18 protein-coding genes are annotated in these 19483 nt (G+C 74.2%); 4 read left to right on the top strand and 14 right to left on the bottom strand.

Annotated features, from left to right (window positions below):
- Positions 1-243 precede the first annotated feature (243 nt).
- The 4 genes from VGL20_03170 (at position 244) to nrfD (ending at position 5767) form a co-directional block, all read left to right on the top strand.
- Complete coding sequence (locus VGL20_03170; GenBank protein ID HEY2702670.1) at positions 244-594, top strand: hypothetical protein; 351 nt, start codon at positions 244-246, stop codon at positions 592-594.
- 216 nt (positions 595-810) lie between these two features.
- Positions 811-4041 (top strand): formate dehydrogenase, encoded by a 3231-nt coding sequence (fdh, locus tag VGL20_03175; protein HEY2702671.1) that lies wholly within the window; start codon positions 811-813, stop codon positions 4039-4041.
- Between the two features lie 65 nt (positions 4042-4106).
- Positions 4107-4856: a 4Fe-4S dicluster domain-containing protein gene (locus VGL20_03180; GenBank protein ID HEY2702672.1), complete on the top strand. Its 750-nt coding sequence runs from the start codon at positions 4107-4109 to the stop codon at positions 4854-4856.
- A complete protein-coding gene (nrfD, locus tag VGL20_03185) occupies positions 4847-5767 on the top strand; it encodes an NrfD/PsrC family molybdoenzyme membrane anchor subunit (protein HEY2702673.1) in 921 nt (306 codons plus the stop codon). Before VGL20_03180 ends, nrfD begins: the two co-directional genes overlap by 10 nt.
- On the opposite strand, the gene VGL20_03190 is transcribed toward nrfD, so the two are convergent.
- From VGL20_03190 to VGL20_03255, 14 genes are all read right to left on the bottom strand, one after another.
- A complete protein-coding gene (locus tag VGL20_03190) occupies positions 5722-6282 on the bottom strand; it encodes a hypothetical protein (protein HEY2702674.1) in 561 nt (186 codons plus the stop codon). The two genes, nrfD and VGL20_03190, sit on opposite strands and share 46 nt — an antisense overlap.
- Complete coding sequence (locus VGL20_03195) at positions 6279-6929, bottom strand: hypothetical protein (GenBank protein HEY2702675.1); 651 nt, start codon at positions 6927-6929, stop codon at positions 6279-6281. Before VGL20_03195 ends, VGL20_03190 begins: the two co-directional genes overlap by 4 nt.
- Positions 6926-7687, bottom strand: a complete 762-nt coding sequence (locus VGL20_03200; protein ID HEY2702676.1) for an ABC transporter permease — start codon at positions 7685-7687, stop codon at positions 6926-6928. Before VGL20_03200 ends, VGL20_03195 begins: the two co-directional genes overlap by 4 nt.
- Positions 7684-8613 (bottom strand): ABC transporter ATP-binding protein, encoded by a 930-nt coding sequence (locus VGL20_03205; GenBank protein ID HEY2702677.1) that lies wholly within the window; start codon positions 8611-8613, stop codon positions 7684-7686. The genes VGL20_03200 and VGL20_03205 overlap by 4 nt, the downstream gene beginning before the upstream one ends.
- Positions 8610-8993 carry a response regulator gene (locus tag VGL20_03210; GenBank protein ID HEY2702678.1) on the bottom strand — a complete coding sequence of 128 codons (384 nt, stop codon included), beginning with the start codon at positions 8991-8993 and terminating at the stop codon, positions 8610-8612. Before VGL20_03210 ends, VGL20_03205 begins: the two co-directional genes overlap by 4 nt.
- The gene (locus tag VGL20_03215) at positions 8990-9442 is read right to left on the bottom strand and encodes a hypothetical protein (protein HEY2702679.1); all 453 of its coding nucleotides are present in this window, start codon (positions 9440-9442) and stop codon (positions 8990-8992) included. Before VGL20_03215 ends, VGL20_03210 begins: the two co-directional genes overlap by 4 nt.
- The gene (locus VGL20_03220) at positions 9439-10788 is read right to left on the bottom strand and encodes a hypothetical protein (protein ID HEY2702680.1); all 1350 of its coding nucleotides are present in this window, start codon (positions 10786-10788) and stop codon (positions 9439-9441) included. The genes VGL20_03215 and VGL20_03220 overlap by 4 nt, the downstream gene beginning before the upstream one ends.
- Positions 10785-11978: a cytochrome bc complex cytochrome b subunit gene (locus tag VGL20_03225; GenBank protein HEY2702681.1), complete on the bottom strand. Its 1194-nt coding sequence runs from the start codon at positions 11976-11978 to the stop codon at positions 10785-10787. The genes VGL20_03220 and VGL20_03225 overlap by 4 nt, the downstream gene beginning before the upstream one ends.
- Position 11979: 1 nt before the next feature.
- Complete coding sequence (locus tag VGL20_03230) at positions 11980-12486, bottom strand: Rieske (2Fe-2S) protein (GenBank protein HEY2702682.1); 507 nt, start codon at positions 12484-12486, stop codon at positions 11980-11982.
- Entirely contained in the window at positions 12483-12737 is a 255-nt protein-coding gene (locus VGL20_03235; GenBank protein HEY2702683.1) for a hypothetical protein, read from the bottom strand. Before VGL20_03235 ends, VGL20_03230 begins: the two co-directional genes overlap by 4 nt.
- Positions 12734-14005, bottom strand: a complete 1272-nt coding sequence (locus tag VGL20_03240) for a cytochrome ubiquinol oxidase subunit I (protein ID HEY2702684.1) — start codon at positions 14003-14005, stop codon at positions 12734-12736. The genes VGL20_03235 and VGL20_03240 overlap by 4 nt, the downstream gene beginning before the upstream one ends.
- Positions 14002-16647, bottom strand: coding sequence for a universal stress protein (locus VGL20_03245; GenBank protein ID HEY2702685.1), 2646 nt, complete (start codon positions 16645-16647; stop codon positions 14002-14004). The genes VGL20_03240 and VGL20_03245 overlap by 4 nt, the downstream gene beginning before the upstream one ends.
- Before the next feature lie 115 nt (positions 16648-16762).
- Positions 16763-17137: a MarR family transcriptional regulator gene (locus VGL20_03250; GenBank protein HEY2702686.1), complete on the bottom strand. Its 375-nt coding sequence runs from the start codon at positions 17135-17137 to the stop codon at positions 16763-16765.
- Between the two features lie 354 nt (positions 17138-17491).
- Positions 17492-19453, bottom strand: a complete 1962-nt coding sequence (locus VGL20_03255) for a hypothetical protein (protein ID HEY2702687.1) — start codon at positions 19451-19453, stop codon at positions 17492-17494.
- Positions 19454-19483 lie beyond the last annotated feature (30 nt).

The following is a 19483-nucleotide window of genomic DNA, read 5'->3' on the forward strand; positions in this document are numbered from 1 at the left end:
CGCGAGCACACTCCCGTCGTACGTCAGGCCCTTCGCACGCGACGTCTCGACGGGATCAACAGCGAGGAACCGGCCCAGGACGGGATCGTAGGGGCGCGCCCCCATCAGCACGAGTCCACCTGCTGCCCTTCCGGGTTGACACTGACACACGCCCGGGGCGCTAAACGTGGGTTGACCTCGCCGACCGTGGCATTTACGCTTGCTTACAACGCTCGCGCCTCTCACACGACAGGAGGTATCCCGATGCTGGTCGGCATTCGGCGTGTGCACGTGCTGGCCGCGGCGGGCGTCGCCTCGGTCGTCGCGCTCACCGTCCCATGGGACGTGATGGGCGCCACGGGAACCGTGTACGTCAGCAGCACGGAGGCCGGCCGGGTCCACAACTACACGATCAGCAACCCGCCGGACGGCGCGTGCCTCTCGTTGCATTTCGGCGAGCACGGCCTCTTCCTCGGCAACGCCACGGACAGGAGCATCACCGTGTACCGGGCGCAGTTCTGCAAGACCGCGATCAACACCGTGGGGCCCCGTCGGTCGTCGTCCTATCAGGGCGGCGCAAACCCGGGCTACCAGAGCCTGATGGCGCATCGCTGAACGCCCGCGGCGTGGCCCCAACCCCGCTGATGAAGGTCACCGGTCACCGCGAGCAGCGCCGCCAGCCCCAGCCACAGCGGCCCGGCACGGTGGGGGGCCGCGGCCGCTGGCCGCCGGCGAGGTCCACGCCCGCCCACGGCCTTACAGTCCGGTAGGAATTATTCCATCCATGCTACGCATCATGTTAGGCGACATGTTCGCTAGCATTAGCACGTGATGCCGTCCCTGGACCCCTCCCGCCTGCTGCGCCGCTGGCCGCTGATCCGGCAGCTGACCGACGGCGACCCGCTCGGCCTCGGACGCGCGGTGCGCTCCCCGCGCACCGAGGCGCTGCACCCGCGCACCCAGGACGCCGACCGCGTCGTGCCCTCGATCTGCCCCTACTGCGCGGTCGGCTGCGCCCAGCGGGTGCACGTGAGGGACGGCGAGATCCTCCACATCGACGGCGACCCCGACAGCCCGATCTCACGGGGACGGCTGTGCCCCAAGGGCTCGGCGACGCGGAGCCTGGTGAGCCACGACGACCGCCTGCGGCGGGTCCGGTACCGGCGGCCCCACGGCACCGAGTGGGAGGACCTGTCCCTCGACCGGGCCATGGACATGATCGCGGACCGGGTCATCGCCACCCGCGCCGCCACCTTCGTGGACCGTGAGGGCGAGGGGGAGGACGAGCGCATCTACAACCGCACCCTCGGCATCGCCAGCCTCGGCGGCGCCACCCTCGACGTCGAGGAGAACTACCTGATCAAGAAGCTGCTCACCGCGCTGGGGGTGGTGCAGGTCGAGAACCAGGCACGCATATGACACAGCTCCACGGTCCCAGGTCTGGGGACGAGCTTCGGACGAGGCGGTGCGACCACGTTCCAGCAGGACCTGGCGAACGCGGACTGCATCGTCATCCAGGGCTCGAACCTCGCCGAGTGCCACCCCGTCGGCTTCCAGTGGGTGATGGAGGCGCGTGAGCGGGGGGCGACGATCATCCACGTCGATCCGCGCTTCACCCGCACCAGCGCGGTCGCCGACCTCCACGTCCCGATCCGCGCCGGCAGCGACATCGCGTTCCTCGGCGGCATCGTCCACCACATCCTCGAGAACGAGCGCTGGTTCCCCGAGTACGTGCTCGAGTACACCAATGCGGCGACGCTGATCAGCGAGGACTTCCAGGACACCGAGGACCTCGACGGCGTCTTCTCCGGGTTCGATCCCAGCGGGCCCTCCTACGACGTCAGCAGCTGGCAGTACCGCGGCATGGAGGTCACCTCCGCGGCCGGCGAGCACCAGGCGGGAGGGCACGCCGCCGGCGAGGAGACCGGCGGCCACGGGCGCCGGCTGGAGCACGCCCAGCCGCCACAGGACCGCACCCTGCAGGACCCGCGCTGCGTCTTCCAGCTGCTGCGCCGCCACTACCGCCGCTACACGCCCGAGCTGGTCGAGGAGGTGTGCGGGATCCCCCGCGAGCTCTTCCTCCGGGTGGCGGACACCCTCTGCGAGAACAGCGGCCGCGAACGCACCTCGGCGTTCGCCTACTCGGTGGGATGGACCCAGCACACCGTGGGCGTCCAGTACATCCGCACCACCGCGATCATCCAGCAGCTGCTCGGCAACATCGGCCGGCCGGGCGGCGGGATCATGGCACTGCGCGGGCACGCCAGCATCCAGGGCTCGACCGATGTGCCGACCCTCTACGACCTGCTCCCCGGCTACCTGCCGATGCCGCACGCCGACACCGACGGCTCCCACCAGGACTACATCCGCCGCAACTCCTCGTCGACCGGGTGGTGGGGTCACATGCCCGAGTACTTCGTCAGCCTGATGAAGGCGTGGTGGGGCGACCATGCGAACGCCGCGAACGACTGGGCCTTCGGTCACCTTCCCCGGATCAGCGGCGACCACTCCGCGTACGCCTCCACTCTGGCGATGCTCGACGGCACGGTGAAGGGCTTCCTCGTCCCCGGCGAGAACCCCGCGGTGGGCTCGGCGAACAGCCGGCTGCACCGGCTCGCCCTCTCCCGCCTCGACTGGCTCGTCGTCCTCGACCTGGTCGAGACCGAGACCGCCGCGTTCTGGAAGGACTCGCCGGAGATCGAGACCGGCGAGCTGAGGACCCCCGACATCGGCACCGAGGTCTTCCTCATGCCGGCGGCGGCGAACACCGAGAAGAACGGCACCTTCACCAACACCCAGCGGCTGTTGCAGTGGCACAGCAGGGCGGTGGAGCCGAAGGGCGACTGCAGGTCGGACCTGTGGTTCTACTACCACCTCGGCCGGATCATCCGCGAGAAGCTGCGGGACTCGACCGAGCCTCGTGACCGGCCCCTGCTCGAGCTCACCTGGGACTACCCGACCGAGGGACCGACGGCGGACCCCAGCGCCGAGGCGGTGCTCCGCGAGATCAACGGCTGGGGCCCCGACGGCAGGGCGCTGAGCTCGTTCACCGAGATGCGCGACGACGGCACCAGCGCGGCTGGCTGCTGGATCTACTGCGGGGTGTACGCCGGCGAGAGGAACCAGGCGGCGCGACGCCGTTCCCGCCACGAGCAGAGCGTGGTCGCGCCGGAGTGGGGGTGGGCATGGCCGGCGAACCGGCGCATCCTCTACAACCGCGCCTCCGCCGATCCCGAGGGACGGCCGTGGTCGGAGCGCAAGCGGTACGTGTGGTGGGACGCGGAGCGGCGGGAGTGGACCGGCGCCGACGTGCCCGACTTCGTCACGACGACGCCGCCAGACTACATGCCGCCCGAGGGCGCCACCGCGGAGAAGGCCCTCCGCGGCGCCGACCCGTTCATCCAGCAGGCCGACGGCCGTGCCTGGCTGTTCGTCCCGGACGGGGTCAAGGACGGCCCGTTCCCCACTCATTACGAGCCCCAGGAGTCGCCGGTGCGCAACCCGCTGTACGAGTCGCACCCGTCCAACCCGGTGCGCCAGCAGTTCCCGCTCCGGCGCCGCCTCAACCCCTACAACCATCCTCCGGACCGCCCCCAGCCCGACGGGCCGTTCCCCTACGTGGTCACCACCTACCGCCTCACCGAGCACCACACCGCGGGCGGGATGAGCCGCTATGTCGGCTACCTCAGCGAGCTGCAGCCGGAGATGTTCGTCGAGGTCTCGCCCCGGCTCGCCGTCGAACGCGGCCTGGTGAACGGCGGCTGGGCGACGGTGATCACCACCCGCTCGGCCATCGAGGCACGGGTGCTCGTCACCGAGCGCATGCGCTCCCAGCGGATCGGTGGCCGCGAGGTGCACACCGTCGGCGTGCCCTATCACTGGGGCACCAGGGGCGGCAGCCGAGGCGACTCCGGCAACGACCTCTTCGCGCTGGCGCTCGACCCCAACGTGCACATCCAGGAGGTGAAGGCGGCGACCTGCGACATCCGCCCCGGACGCCGCCCCCGCGGCCCCGCGCTGCGCGACCTGGTCGAGGACTACCGGCGGAGGGCGGGGATGTGACCAGCACCATCGTCAGCCACGATCTCGACATCGCCTCCCACGAGCCCGACGGCACCCCGCGGCGGATGGGGTTCTTCACCGACACCTCCCTGTGCATCGGCTGCAAGGCCTGCGAGGTGGCGTGCAAGGAGTGGAACCGCGTGCCCGCGGAACAGCGATCGTTCACCGGCCACTCGTACGACAACACCTGCGGCCTCGGCGCCAACGCCTGGCGCCACGTCGCCTTCATCGAGCAGGGCGGCGGCGAGGACGGGCTGCGATGGCTGATGAGCAGCGACGTCTGCAAGCACTGCAACCACGCCGGCTGCCTCGACGTCTGCCCGACCGGCGCCCTGATGCGCACCGAGTTCGGCACCGTGGTGGTGCAGGAGGACATCTGCAACGGCTGCGGCTACTGCGTCAGCGCCTGCCCCTTCGGGGTGATCGAGCGGCGCGAGGGCGACGGGCGGGCGTGGAAGTGCACGCTGTGCTACGACCGCCTCCGCGGCGACCTGGAGCCGGCCTGCGCCCAGGCCTGCCCCACCAAGTCGATTCAGTTCGGCGCCCTCGACGACCTTCTGCCGCTCGCGCGGGGGCGGGTGGAGACGCTGCAGCACCGTGGCGTCACCGATGCGCGCCTGTACGGCACCGGACCGGACGACGGCGTCGGCGGCGGCCACGCCTTCTTCCTCCTCCTCGACGAGCCCGAGGTGTACGGGCTGCCGCCCGACCCGGTGGTGCCCACCCGCGACCTGGGACGGATGTGGGCGAGCGCGGCGGCGGCGGCGGTGGTGCTCGCCGCCGGGGTGCTCGGGGCGGTGCGCGGATGGCGGTGACCCCGGCCCGCTCGTACTGCGGGCGCTCGCCGCTCAAGCCCCCGGTGTGGGAGCCGGACATCGCCGCCTACCTCTTCACCGGCGGGCTCTCCGGAGCCTCGGCGGTGCTCGCGGCCGCCGCTCGCGCGCGGGGCAACGACCGCCTGGCGCGGCGCTCGCTCCTGACCGCGATGGCCGGGCTGACGGTGAGCCCGGTGCTGCTGATCCGCGACCTCGGCCGGCGCGAGCGCTTCCACCACATGCTGCGGGTGCTGAAGCCGAGCTCACCGATGAGCGTGGGCAGCTGGATCCTCGGCGCCATCGGCACCGCCACCGCCGTCGCCTCCGCCTCCGACCTGACCGGCCTGCTGCCGCGCACCGGCCGCACCGCCGAGCGCGTCGCCGGTGCCCTCGGCCCTGCGCTCTCCACCTACACCGCGGTGCTGCTCGCCGACACCGCGGTTCCCGCCTGGCACGGGGCGCGCAGCGAGCTCCCGTTCGTCTTCGCGGCGAGCTCGGCGGCCAGCGCCGCGGGCGCCGCCCTGGTGCTCACCCCCACCGCCGACGCCGGCCCGGCCCGCCGCCTCTGCGCCGGAGCGGCGATCGCCGAGATCGCGGCCGCACAGCTCATGGAGCTCCGGCTCGGCCCGCTGGCGAGCGCCTACCGCGGCCCGCTCCGGTGGGCGGCGCCCGGGCTCACCGGCGGGGGTGCCGCGCTGGTCGCCCTTGCCGGGCGCCACCGTTGGGCCGCCGTCGCGGGCGGGGTCGCGGTGCTCGCCGGGTCGGCGGTGGAGCGCTGGCGGGTGTTCCGGGCGGGGCGTGTGTCCGCCGCGGACCCGGTGCACACCCTGGGGCTGCAGAGGGCACGGCTGCCCGCGGGCGGACCTCAGCGCAGCAGCAGCACCAGCCCGCTCCGCGGCAGCGAGCGGTAGCCGACGGCGGCGGCACCGGCGGCCCCGGCGAGGTGCTCGCCGACGAGCACGCCGAGGTGACGGCGCAGCCGGGCCCCCAACAGCGCCGCCGACGGCTCGGCGATGTCGAGAGCCTCGCCGTCCAGCACGGCGCCGTGGCGGGCGTCGACGGCGGCGAGGACCGCGTCGACCAGCTCCCACCACTCCTCCTCGGCGGCCGCGGCGGTCACCAGCTCGTCCCAGGGGGGCGCGACGAGGTCGCTCTCCACCACCCCCGACGGATGGGCGTGGCACTCCAGCTCGAGGTCCACGCCGGCCCAGAGCAGCGGCTGCCCGGTGATCAGCGGCAGCCCGCGGCCGGCACCCACCGTCCGCGGCGGCCCCGAGCGCCTGGCCCCGGCGCCGAGCGCGGCGGTGAGCGCGCGAGCGGACGGCCAGGGCCCGCCCGGCTGGTGCGGGCACACCGCTCGCACCCGCGTCTCCAGCGCGGTGGGCAGGTGCACCCCCCAGCCGGGCGGGGGGCGGACGGCGGTCACAGCGGCGGCGGGGGCGGCGTGCAGGCGGCGACGTGGAGGTCGCCGAGCGCGCCCGCCGTCCCTCCCGGCCGCAGCTCCAGGGCAAACCGCTGGAACCGGCCCCAGAGGTACGAGGGAGAGGGCCGCAGCGGCGGGTAGACGAGCAGCACCGTCGCGGTCTGCCCGGGGTCGAGGTGCACGCTGCAGTTGCCGGCGATCGCCCGGTCGCTGAGCGCCGCCAGCGGGAAGGTGGGGTGGTACAGGTGGCGCAGCGGCCCGCTGGCGGTGCCGTCGGGGGCGTAGTCGCTGGCCACCTGGAGGTCGTCGAGCCCCGGCTCGGACGCCGCCTTGCCGTCGTTGCGCAGCCGGATGCCGAGCAGGGTCAGGCGTCCCAGCGGGCGCAGCGCCGGCCACTCCGCCGCCCGGTCGGCCAGCCGCGCGGCGATCGGCTCGGCGTCGGCGGTGGTGAGCAGCACCACCGACAGGTCGTCCCAGTTCAGATAGATGCCGCCGTCGGGGCTGGTGGCCACCCGGGTGGCGGCGAGCGGCGCCGCCGTCGCCGGGTTGACGGGCAGGCCGAGCGATGCCGCGGACAGGGTGGCGCCCCCCGCCCCGCCGCAGCCGGCGAGCGCCACCAGGGCGGCCACCGGCAGCGCCAGCGCCCTCACCGGCGGCGGAGCATCGCACGCCCCAGCGGCACCAGGGCGAGCAGCGCCAGCGCCGCCCCGCAGAGCGCGGCGGCGGCGTCCTCGCCCGGAGCGAAGGTGCGGTCGCCGCCGAGCGCGCCGATCAGGGCGGAGTGGAGGTGACCGAAGGGGTCGAGCCGGGCCGCCACCAACCGCCAGCCCTGGCGGGGCACCCCGGTGAACAGGCCGCCGAGGAACAGCAGTGGGGCGAGCACCACGGCGACGTCGAGCAGCACCTCCGCGGCCCCGCCGGCGAGCAGCGCGAGGGCGCACCCGAGCACGTTGGCGAACAGCAGCGTCGACGCCACGCAGAGCAGCAGGCTGCCCGCGGCCTCCGCCCCGCCCCCGACCATCACGACGCCGAGCGCGGGGAGCAGCTGCACGGCGTCGACCGCGGCGGCGGCGAGCACCCAGCTGCCGGTGGCGCGCCACGCCGGGCCCGGGGTGACCGCGAGGCGGGCGAGGTGGCCGGAGGCGCGCGCCCGGGCGAGGGTCATCCCCGACCCCACCGCGCCGACCATGGCCACCAGGACGGTGAGCAGCATCGCCGCCCAGAAGGTGGGGGCGCCGCCGGTGACCAGGGGGACGGCGAGCAGCAGGGGCACCGCGACCCGCATCGCCAGGGCGCGGGGATGGGCCAGGGTGACCAGCCACTCCCTCCCCCACGGCGTGCCCGGGAGCAACCGGCGCAGCCCCGGGGGCGCACCGCCGGCCCGACGCAGGCCGGTGAGCACGCTCACGCCCGCTCCTCCAGGGCCCGGCCGGTGAGCGCGGCGAAGCAGTCGCCGAGGTCGGCGCGGCGCAGCCGCAGCGTCCGCAGACCCGGGCCCGTCGAGTCGGCGAGGGCGACGATCGCGGGCAGCGCCTCGGCGCCGCTGAACCGCACCCGCAGGCCGGCCTCCACCGCCACCGCGTCGCGCACCCCGGGCAGCCGGGCGAAGGCGGCGGCATCGGCCGTCCCCGCCAGGGTGAGCTCGGCCACCCGGGTGCCGTCGCCGTCGCCGAGCAGCTCGTGCGGCGCCGCGCAGCGGGCCAGCCGCCCGGCGGCGAGGAACGCGACCCGCCCGCACGCCGCCTCGACGAACGCGCAGTCGTTGCTGGCCACCACCGAGGTGAGCCCGGCGCCGTCGCGGCGGCGCAGCTCGTCGCCGAGGCTGCCGGCGCCCTCGGGATCGAGCCCTGCGGTGGGCTCGTCGAGGAAGGCGAGGGCGGGCTCGTGGGCGAGCGCCTCGACCAGCCCGAGCCGGCGGCGCATTCCATAGCTGTACCGGCCGACCGGCTCGTCGGCGACCTCGGCAAGGCCGAAGCGGCCCAGGGCGGCGTCGACCAGCCGCCGCGCCCGGTCGCGGTCGGCGACCCAGCGCCGGCACCAGAAGTGGGCCGCCTGCCGGCCGCTGAGGCAGGGCTCCTCGTCGACGCCGTCGAGGGCGAGCCCGAGGCTGCGCCGCGCCGCCCGCGGCGAGCGCTCGCCGTGCCAGCGCAGCTCGCCCCGGCGGGGACGGTCCGCGGTGGCGAGGAGCCGGAGCAGCGTGGTCTTCCCGGCGCCGTTGTGGCCCATCAGGGCCAGGGTCTCCCCCGCGTCGACGCGCAGGCTCACGGGGCCGACCCCGCGACCGCCGGGGTAGCGCCGCTCCACCTCCCGCGCCTCGACGGTCACGGCGCTCATCGGGGCGAGGGCCGCCGCGCCCCGTCGAGCAGCTCCCGCACCTGCGCCGCCACCGCGGTCGGCTTGAACGGCTTGACCACCGCGCCGCGGGCGCCGGCCGCACGGGCGCGCTCGGCCTCCTCGGGGTGGCGCGCCTCCACCATCGCCAACCAGCCGCATGCGGGAGCCAGGCCGTCGGTCCAGGCGGCGGCGAGGGCGACACCGTCGCGCTCGAGGGTGACGTCGACGAGGGCGACGTCGACCGCCTCGTCGCGGGCGAGCACCTCCGCCTCCGCGGCGCTGTGCGCCCAGAGCACGCGATGCCCCTCGCGACTCAGCTTGTGCTCGAGGATGCGGCCGATCATCGGCTCGTCCTCGACCACCAGCACCGTGGCACTCACAGCTCCCACCCGTCGAAGAGGCGGGGCCGGCGGCGATCGTCGAGCTCGCAGACGCTGCTGATCGGGCCCTCGACCCCCGCCTCGTCGAGCTGCTCCAGGGCGGCGGCGCGGGCGGTGATCCGCCAGGCGATGATGTCGTCGCCGTGGAGCTCGCAGCACCAGCCCATGTCCTCGAGCGCGGTCACCCCCCAGGCGAGCAGGTCGAGCCGGTGCTTGAGCCGGTCGGCGGTGGCGCTGAGCGCCGCGCCCATCGTCACCTCGCCGCGCTCGACGTCGATGCCCTCCTCGGTCGCCTCCTCGAGCTCGTAGAGACGCTGCACCCAGCGTGGCCAGGGCGGCCGCAGCGAGTGCACCACCTCGACGCCGGGCCGCTGGAAGAGGTGCAGGCGCAGGGCCACGGCGCCGTGGGGGATCCGCGGCGTGCTGACGGCGGCGTCCCCCGCGGTCACCGCTGGGTAGCCCCCGGCGAGGGCGACGCGTGGTCGACCACGTGCTGGCCCTCGATGGTCATCTCGCCGTAGATCAGGTAGGGGTGGCGGCTGTGCTCGCGGATCACCCCCATCGTGGCCATCATCATGCTGAGCACCACCGCGAGCGCGATCACCCCGCGGGCGCTGCGCCGGGTGGCCTCGCCCCAGCGCAGCTGGTCGCGGCTCAGCGCCTTCAGGTAGACGGTGAGCGCCCACAGGCCACCCGCCATCAGCGCCAGCAGGGCGATGATCTTGTTCGGGATCATGGTGCCGATCGGGTTCTCGAGGCCGCCCTGCCACCAGGGGCGGTCGAGGTGGCGCGCGGTGACGTCGCCCTGGGTCCAGGCGAAGCGCGCGGGCATCGCGGCGAGCAGGGTGGCGACGATCTCGAGGCCGAGGGCGAGCCGCAGGCTGCGGACCCCCGACGCGCCCGATGCGCGCAGCCGGCGCAGCAGGTACAGCGTCGCCAGGATGAAGATCAGCCCGAGCAGGGTGATCTGCAGCAGGAAGACGTTGGAGAGCTCGCCGAACATCATCGTGTACCAGCCGGAGTAGGCGTGGAGCTGCACCTCCTTGGCGTAGGAGTAGCCGACCCACGGCTGCAGGATGGTGAAGCCGATGGCGAACAGCACCCCCCACTGCACCACCCAGTCGTAGAAGGGCGCGTCCTCGGGGGCCCGCCGGGTGGCGCGCAGGTAGCGCACCGCCGCGAAGGCCGCGGTGAGCGCTCCCGCCCAGGCGAGGTTGCCGATGGTGCGGTGAACGGTGAGTGGCAGGTCGGTGGGGTTGAGGACCTGGGCCAGCTGGCTGTGGTCGCCGCCGTTGGGGGTGAGCATGTACGAGGCGACCACGTCGATGAAGAACATCTGCCAGAAGAGCACCAGGTTGAGCAGCACCATCAGGCCGAGGCGGGCGCGCCGGTAGAGCTCGAGCCGGTCCCAGTTCGCATAGAGGGTGTAGAGCAGGATGACCTCGGCGAGGAACAGCCCCGCCTCGAAGATGAACACCCAGAAGGTGATGCGGGTCAGGGCGACGAAGAACGTCCCCCAGAGACCGAGGAGGACGAAGAGCACCCAGAAGATCGGGATGGCCGCATCGAAGCTGAACGCGTACGCCATCGAGCGGAGCAGGCCGCGCGCGAGCCGCCCGTGACGCTGGTCGGCGCCGCCGCGCACCATCGCGAGGCTCTCGCTCACCACCGCCATCGTGGAGGCGCCGGTGAGGAAGGTGGCGATCTGGATGTGGAGGCTGGCGATGATCGCCACCCAGAGGCTGTTGCCGAGCACCGACTGCGGCACCGAGTCGGCGAGCAGCCCGCCGCTCACAGGTTGAAGAGCCGGTTGGCGCCGAGCACGGCGAGGATCACCACCGTCAGCGCGAGGAGCAGCCCGGGGATGAGCACCTCGGGGCGGCGCAGCGGAGCCCGCGCGTGGGAGCGGTCGAGGAAGGGCAGCAGGGTGAGCAGCATCGCGCCGATGCCGACGAGGCCGAGGGCGCCGACCAGGATGAGGTAGCTGGAGGGGTGGAGCAGCAGCACCTGGTCGAGGGGCAGGTAGAACCACTCCGGCGTCGGCACGTATGTCAATGTCGCCGGGTCGAAGTGCTCGTCGAGGGGGGCGCCGGCGACGTAGCCCATCACGAAGATGACGGTGATCAGCACGAGGCTGATGACGAGGTCCTTGAAGATCTGGTCGGGGAAGAAGTCGACGGTCTCGCGGGGCGCCGCCCACCGCCGGCCGGTGCGCTTGGTCGGGTAGGGCGGCTCGGCCTTGAGGATGCGCTCGGTGATCTCGCGGTCGGGGTCGTCGGTCTCCGTCTGGTAGTTGACCCAGGAGCCGAACTCGCCGTGACGGCGGAGCAGCGCCAGATGGCCGCCGATGAGCGCGAAGAGCAGGAAGGGCAGGACCCAGATGTGGATCGCGAAGGTGCGCGTCAGCGTGACCGGCCCGACGAGGTCGCTGCCCCGCCACAGCGAGCGCACCCCGTCGCCGATGAACGGGATGTAGTGGGGGATGTTGGTGACCACCACCGCGGTCCAGTACCCGGCGTTGTCCATGGGCAGCATCGCCCCGGTGATCGCCAGGCCGAGGGTGAGGAAGAAGAGCACCGCGCCACTCACCCAGTTCAGCTCTCGCGGCCGCTTGTACGACGCCGAGAGGAAGGTGCGCAGCATGTGCAGGCCGATCACCAGGATGAGGACGTACGCGCCCCAGAGGTGCATGCCCCGCACCCAGGCACCGAAGCGGTCGCTGGTCTCCAGGTAGTGCAGGCTGTCGTAGGCCTGGCTGAAGGACGGCACGTAGTCGAGCAGCAGGAAGATCCCGGTGAAGAGCTGCAGGAGGATGAGCGCCAGGGTGGCGCTGCCCAGCGTGTAGGCCCAGCCACCGCGCTTGGGGACCGCCTCGTAGAGCCCCTTGTGGAGCATCGTGGTGGTGCCGGTGCGCTCGTCGACCCAGCCGTAGCCGGCGCGCAGCCGGCGGCCCATCGGGCGCGTGAGCAGCCGCAGCAACGCCACCTCAGATGCTCTCCCCGTAGCTGTTCTCGATCTCCAGGAGCCTGGTCCCATCCGGAAGCGTGCTGATGCGATGCCGCCAGGGCGGCAGCGGCGACGGGGGCGGGCCACCGACGTTGAGGCCGGTGATGTCGTACAGGCCGCCATGGCAGGGGCAGAGGAACTGCCCGGCGTTCCCGAGCTTCGGGTCCCAGTGCACGTTGCACTGCATGTGGCTGCAGGTGTTGGAGAGGACGTGGACCTCGCCGCTGCGCCGCCGGACCACGTACACGATGCGGTCGACCGGTTCGCTGGGCGGCCCCTGGTTGATGGGCACCGACACGGTGAAGGGTGTGGGCGTGTCCAGGGGCACGCGATCGAGCGTGGTCACGCGGACCCACGAGTGTCGCCGGGTGGTGAAGAGCGGGCTGATGACGAAGCCGATCGCCGGGATGGAGAGCATCAGCCCGATCGCCGCCGAGCCCAGCGCGGTCCCGGTGATGAGCGCCCTGCGCCGGCTGTATCGCGTCATCGCGGCGGTCCCTGCAGCAGCGTGATCGCCGTGGTCAGCAGCATGGAGGTGAAGAGGACCATGGTCACGGTGGTGACCGACGCCACCAGCACCGCCAGGCCGCGCTGCTGGGCGCGCCACATGGCGGGGACGGCGCGCACCGTCTGGGCCGCGGCCCAGACGGTGACACCGGCGATGGTGAAGACCACCAGCGAGTAGTACCAGGCGGTCTGGAAGTCGGCGGCGCGCAGCAGCGGGAGGTGAGCGCTCACGGGTACGTGTTCCCCGGGTTGTAGACGCCGTGGGCGTCGTGCTGGGTCATCTCGCCATAGATCGCGTAGGGGCCGCGCGCCTGCTCCTTCATGAAGCCCATGTAGAGCGAGAGCACCGCGGCGACGACCCCGACGACGCCGACCGCCGCCCGCGCCGAGGGGCCGGCGAAGGGCAGCGCCGCCTCGGCGCCGGGCGCCGGGGCGGGCGCCGAGGCCGGCCGCCGCGGCAGGGTGCGCACCACCAGGTGGGCGAGCGTCGCCAGCACCGCCGCGAGCAGGCCGGCGTAGCGCAGCCCGTAGATCGACTCGGTGAGCACCTGCGCGGGCAGCAGCCCCACCACCGCGCCGCCGGTGGCGACGGCGATGGCCAGCCGCCCGGTCGTGTCCATGCGAGCCCGCTGCCGGCGCGTCTCCAGGGCGAGGGCGAGGTTGGCACCGACGAAGAGCACCCCGAGCAGCGCCGACTGGATCACGAAGAGCCAGGCGGCATCACCGCGGACCAGGTTGTCGAGGAAGCCGCGGGCGCTGCCGCGCAGGGTGAGCATGATGACGAAGCCGAGCACCGGCATCAGCACCAGGGTGGCGGTGCCGATGCGCAGCAGCACCCCGGCGCTCCAGGCGCGGTAGGCGCGCTCGCCCTCGTCGGTGGCGCGGCGCAGGCGCAGCACCGCATAGGCGGCGACGAACAACGCGGCCCAGCTCACGTTGCCCACCAGCCGGTGGAGCAGCAGCCCCCAGTACACCGGGTTGCGAGCCCCGCCGAGCAGGCCGGCCGGCCCGGGGTTGATGAGGTGGGCGTCGATGGCGACGATGCAGACCATGAACAGGGTCTGCAGTGCGGCGACGGCGACGCCGAGGCTGACGTGGCGACGCCCGGGCATCCGCCCGAAGCTGTTCTCGTAGAGGATCAGGAGCGGGGTCAGCACCAGGAAGGTGCCGAAGGCGACGCCGATGAGCGGCAGGAAGCGGTTGACCAGGGTGCCGATCTGGTTCCCCCACAGGCCGATCAGTGCGGTGACCGCGAACACTCCGAGCGTGGCCCCGAGGCTGAAGAGCAGGTAGTACGCCCGGGCCAGCTGACGCGCCAGCCGCGCGGCGCGCTCGCCGCCGCTGCCCGCACCCCAGGCCTCGAGGATCGGCGCCAGGGTGATGACCCCCAGGCTGAACTCGGCGATCGCGATGTGGACGGTGAAGAGGACGGCGATCGGTACCTGGTCCCCGACGACCGGCCAGTCGGGGGTGGGGACGTCGAGCGCCGGGGGGATCACCGCTCGCTCTCACCGGGGGCCCTGAACCCGAAGCGGCCCTGGTGGAAGTCGCCGCTGACGGTCCAGTGCCCGACCATGGCGTCGAGGGCGGCGTCGTCCACCTCGGTGGCGCCGGCGGCGCGGGCGTTGCCCTCGATCGCCTGCATCACCTCGCCGCGCACCGAGTCGGGCACCCGGTCGAGGCGCGCCCGCGCCGCGTCGGTCCAGGGCAGCCGCGCCCCCGCCGCCTGGATCTGGGTGGAGACCTCGCCCCAGGCGGCGAGCTTGCCCTCCACCATCTCGGGGGTGATCACGGTCCCCAGGCCGCGCTTGTTCGCGAACCACTCCACCCGCCAGCGCACCATCTCCCGGCAGAAGTCGGGGACGTGGGTGAGCCGCTGCTCGGCCTCGGGCGTCCACGTGAACCGTGAGAAGAGCTCGTGGGTGAGCGGCGAGGCGGGGTGGCCGTAGCCCATCTTCCTGCCCAGGGTCTCGACGAAGCCGGCGGTCACCTCGTTGAGGCCGCGCAGCCGCGCCCGGGCCTCGGCGGCGGCGCGGGTCATCTCCCTGGCGACCTCCGGATCGACTCGCTGCGAGCCGCGGGCGAGGTCGGCGACGCCCGCGTAGGGGTCGGGCGGCGCCGCCGCCTCCTCCTCCTCGGAGTCCTCGGACCCCTCGGACCCCTCGGACCCCTCGGACGCGTGGCTCACCGGGCAGCGCGGCGCCGGCGTCTCCGCGGCGGCGGCGCCGCCGCCCACCGGGCAGCCGCCCGAACCGGACGCCGCGCCGCTGCCGCCCAGCCGCGCCTGCATCTGCGCCCGAGCCTCGGCGATGCCCGCCTCGACGTGGAGGCCGGTGACCTCGGCGGCGTGCAGCTGCAGGGCGAGCCGCTCCACCTGCTCGCGGGCGAGGTTGCGCAGGAACCCCTCGGGGATGCGCTCGATGCGGCTCTCGGCCTCGAGGCTCCAGGGCAGCCGCACCGGCCCCGCCGGCTGGGGCGGGGCTGCGGCGACGATCGGGGCGCGATGCGGGCCGGCGGCGGCGTCGAGCCCCTCGAGCTCGGGCCGCACGTGGGCCTCGACGATCCCCACCGTGATCGCCGGCAGCCGGCGGGTGCGCGCCGCCTTCTCGACGATCGCCTTCACCCGGCGGCGCAGGTAGCCCGCGGGGAGCTGGTGGAGCAGCGCCCGCGCCTCCATCGTCCAGCCCAGCTTGCGGCCGTCGAAGCCGGTCTCGGGCGCCTCGCCCTCGGTGGCGGCGGTGGCGAGCAGGGCCTCGACGTCGATCCGCTCGAAGCCCTCCGGTGGACCCCCGCAGACCGGGCACACCACCGGCTCGTCCGCGCTGGCGGCGTAGCCGCAGGTGGTGCACAGCGCCCTCGCCCGCTCGATCGGTGGTTCCTCGACCATGGCACGCTCCGCCGCCTCCAGTGTGGCGGCGACCTCGCCGATGCGGCGCAGGGTCCGCTGGAAGGGCATCAGCTCGTCGACCGCACTGTCGACGTCGCCCGACGACACCACGGTGTGGCCCCGCTCGGTGCACCAGCGCAGCACCGCGGTGCGAGCGATGCCCCGGGCCGCGGCGGGGATGCGCTCCATCCGCGCCTCGGCCTCGTCGGTCCAGATCACCGAGTGGGCGGCGCGGGTGTCGAGCGGGGGAACGTGGGTGCGGCTGCTGAGCAGCACGTTGCACCCGGCGAGCCGCACCAGCTGCTCGGTGGTGCTGCCGATGTCCATCGCCGAGTCCGAGTGCACGCCGATGCGCCCCGCCACCAGCAGCCACGGCCGCCGCTCCCGGGCGAAGCGGAGCAGCTGCTCGAAGGGCTTGCCGTCGAGCAGGGTGATGGGGAGGTCGACGCCCTCCGCGGCGGCGGTGACGCGGGCCACCTGCAGGTGGGACTCGTAGATCTTCGCCAGCCCGGTGTCGATGATCTCCTCGTGGAGCGCCTCCTGCTCCTTGAAGCGGAAGACCTTCGACGCCTTCTCGCTGAGGACGTCGACGATGCTGTTGAACACCGCGTAGTGCAGGTAGGGGTCGTACACCGCCGCGGCCTCGACCGGGCGGCCGAGCGCGCGTCCCAGCGCCAGCGCGGTGCGCAGCCCGCCGAACGACTGCGGCGAGCCGTCGACGGCGACCAGGATGCCGCCATCCGCGAGGGTGCGGTCCCCGGTACCGCGCACCACCAGGGTATCGGTGCGCACCCGGCGCATCACCCGGTCGACGACGCTGCCCAGCCGCGACTCCTTGACCGCGCCCATCCCCAGGGCGCCCATCACCACCAGGTCGCAGCCGGTGGCGGGGTCGTTGATGTCGCGGACCAGCTCCTCCCAGTTGCGGCCATCGATGGCACGGGCCTCGAAGGGCACGCCGCGCTCCAGGCACCGGTAGCGCATCACGTCGGTGTACGAGTCGCTGATGAGCTGCAGCCCGGTGGCGATCAGGCTGTCGTGGATGCGCCGCTGGCGGAGCAGCTCGGCCTCGTCCTGGTACTCCGCCGGCAGCGTGTACTCCATCTGCTTGAAGCGGTAGTCGTGCATTCGCGCCGCGTACACGTGGGAGCCGATGCAGGACGCGCCGAACGCGGCGGCGAGCTCGACGGCGATGCTGACGCAGGCGGTGGAGTGGTCGGAGTTGTCGAGCGGGACGTAGATGCGCGAGAGCACCCGCGGCTCAGCCCGCTGCGCCTGGCACCACAGACATGACACGGACTATATCAGTTGATGCTGCCGCTCCAAGGGGCGCATTGCCCGTTGGAGAGCACAGGCTTCCACCCCTTGCTTACTGTCTCGTAAGCTGAGCGTCCTGGCTCGTGTCTGCGGCCCGTGCCATCTCCAGCAGGGGGCCGATCACCTGGGAGCTCAGCGCCGGATGGCGGAAGCGCTGCTCGGGGTGGATCTCGTAGACGGTGCGCCGGCCCACCCGCGTCCTGCTGACGAAGCCCTCGGTGCACAGGTCGGCGACGATGCGATGCGCGGCGCGCTCGGTGATGCCGACCCGGTCGGCGATGTCGCGCACCCGGGCATGCGGGTCACGGGCGATGACGACGAAGACGAGCCCGTGGTTGCTGAGCATCGACCAGGGACGCTCGCGGGCGGCCTCAGCGGTCTCGGGCGGCTCGACCGACAGGTCGGCGCGCACAGAAAGTGGACACATGAATAGGATGATATGCACAAGGACGCGGTGACGCAGCGACCCAGGCGGCAGCGCGACCCGCCGAGGAGGCCGGATCTGCCCGCGGGTGTCGCTCGTCCCTCGGAGCCGCCTCACCGCAGTCGGCGGATGAGGGTGGCGTGGCTCCGCGGCCTTCTCGACGAGGCGGCGACGGGCAGATCCGGCTGGAGGAGTTCGTCGTCGGCGTCGGCGCCGTCACCCGGCGGCGACAGGGTCATCCACAGGCCCGTCCCCAACCGGCTGGGCCGGTTGTGGGTTGGGTGGATAAGCATACTGGCATCCCTGGCCGTAGCGCATGGGTTCCAACGCGAAACCGACCCACCCGCCCCACACCGCTCAGAAGCGGCGTGGGGGCGGTGTCGGATTCCCCCCACCCCCCTGCTGAGGCGAGCCCGGCGGCGGCGGCGGCGGGCAGGACGGGTTCCGCGGCTGCTGCTGCGGCGAGCAGTTGGGCGGCCCGGACTGCGGCGGTGAGGTCCTCTGGGGCGGCGGTGCCGGCGGCGGCGTCCGCTGGGGCGGGGGCGCCGGCGGGGCGGTCCGCTGCGGCGGCGGCGCCGGCGGGGCGGTCCGCTGCGGCGGCGACGTGGGCGGCGCGGTCCGCTGCGGCGGCGCCGTGGGCGGCGCGGTCCGCTGCGGCGGCGAGGTGGGCGGCGCGGTCCGCTGTGGCGGCGACGTGGGCCATGGCGTCGGCGAGGGCGTCCGCTGCGGCGGCGAGGTGGGCGGCGGCGTCTGGCGCGACCCCTGGGTGGGAGCCGGTGCGAAGGTCGGCGAGGGCGTCCGCTGCGGCGGCGAGGTGGGCGGCGAGGAGGGCGCCGGCCGCGGGGTCGGGCGCGGGGTGGGCGCCGGGGTCGGCTGCGAGGGCACCGGCGGACTGGTCCGCGGAGGAGGCGGCTTCAGCGCCCCGGGGTCCTGGGGCGGGGTCGGCGACGCCGTCGGCGGCGGGGTGGAGGCCGCGGTGGGACGCGGGGTCGGCCGCTGCGTCGGCCCCGGCGTCGGGGTGGGTCGCGGCGTGGGCGACGACGTGGGCACCGGCGGGGCGCACCGCGGCGGCGGCGGCTTCAGCGCCCCAGGGTCCTGGGGCGGCGTCGGCGACGCCGTCGGCTGGGCGGTGGCGGTCGGGGCCGCGGTGGCGCTGGGCCTCGGCGTCGGCGTGGCGGTGGCACGGGGTGTCGGCGTGGCCGTGGGCCGCGGTGCCGGCGACGGCGAGGAGGTGGGCACCGGCGGGGCGCTCCGTGGCGGTGGCGGCCTCAGCGCGGCCGGGTCCTGGGACGGAACCGGGGTGGACGACGGCGTCGGGGTCGGCGCGGCGCGGGTCGGTCGCGGCGACGGCGACGGCGACGCCGTGGCCACCGGGGCGGCGTACTGGTACGAGTAGTAGCTCGGCGGGTAGCGGGGCGGCGGCGGCTTCAGCGAGCCGGTGTCCTGGCCATAGCCCGAGCCCGAGCCCGAGCCCCCGGTGTCCGCGGCGGTGCGCGAGCCGCCGCCGTTCGACGACCCGCCCCGGGCGGTGAGGGTGCCGTTCGGATCGGTGGAGGAGCCGCCGCCTCCGGCGGCCCCCCCCGCCGCCGCCGGCGCGCCCGCCGCCGCCTGCTGCCCGGCGGCGACGGAGCCCGCCGAGGCGGCACCCACCGAGGCGCCGGCCCCGGAGGAGCCCGAGGAGGCGCCCGACGAGGAGCCCGACCGGGGCGCCTGGACCACCGCGGGCGCGGGCAGGACGATCCGCGGGCCGGCGCCGCCACCTGCGCCGCCCGAGCCGCCGGAGCCGCCGGAGTTGTTGGGGACGTAGACGGGCTGCGGCCAGATCCCGGCGGCGCCGGCGTCGCCCTGGGCGACCAGCGGCACCGAGGTGTAGGGGGTGGTGAGGCTGCGGTCGGGGCCCCAGGTGTGGAGCGCGATGACGCTGGCGGCGGCCGCGGTGGCCGCGGCGGCGCCGACGGCGATCGGCATCCGCCAGCGCCCGATCGCCACGCTGGGGAGACGCGAGCCGGACGCCCCGGCGTCGACCGCGGCGGCCGCCGTGGAGCCGGGGGGCGGGCCCACCGAGGCCGCCAGCGCGGCGCGGATGCGGGCGCGCTGGCGGGGGCGGCCGTTGCGCCCGAGCAGCTCGGCGCCGCCGGCGGGCGCCGCCTCCTCCGAGGCCATCAGCTCGAGCATGCGCTCGCCGCTGTACTGGTTGCGCCGCTCCAGCGCGGCCTCTCGGTTCTCCGGCCCGGCGAGCTCGGCGGCGAGCGTCAGCAGCTCGTCGAGATCGCGCCCGGGCTCGTCACCCGCGTTTCGCTGGGCGTTGTCAACGCTCATAGCACCCGCCTCTCACGCGCCCCGAACCCC

Source organism: Candidatus Dormiibacterota bacterium (assembly GCA_036495095.1).
GTDB lineage: Bacteria > Chloroflexota > Dormibacteria > Aeolococcales > Aeolococcaceae > CF-96.

Coding starts and splice junctions, on each gene's coding strand:
- VGL20_03230 (HEY2702682.1), bottom strand. CDS start 12,486: ATGACGCGATACAGCCGGCGCAGGGCGCTCATCACCGGGACCGCGCTG.
- nrfD (HEY2702673.1), top strand. CDS start 4,847: ATGGCGGTGACCCCGGCCCGCTCGTACTGCGGGCGCTCGCCGCTCAAG.
- VGL20_03180 (HEY2702672.1), top strand. CDS start 4,107: ATGGGGTTCTTCACCGACACCTCCCTGTGCATCGGCTGCAAGGCCTGC.
- VGL20_03170 (HEY2702670.1), top strand. CDS start 244: ATGCTGGTCGGCATTCGGCGTGTGCACGTGCTGGCCGCGGCGGGCGTC.
- VGL20_03205 (HEY2702677.1), bottom strand. CDS start 8,613: ATGAGCGCCGTGACCGTCGAGGCGCGGGAGGTGGAGCGGCGCTACCCC.
- VGL20_03250 (HEY2702686.1), bottom strand. CDS start 17,137: ATGTGTCCACTTTCTGTGCGCGCCGACCTGTCGGTCGAGCCGCCCGAG.
- VGL20_03255 (HEY2702687.1), bottom strand. CDS start 19,453: ATGAGCGTTGACAACGCCCAGCGAAACGCGGGTGACGAGCCCGGGCGC.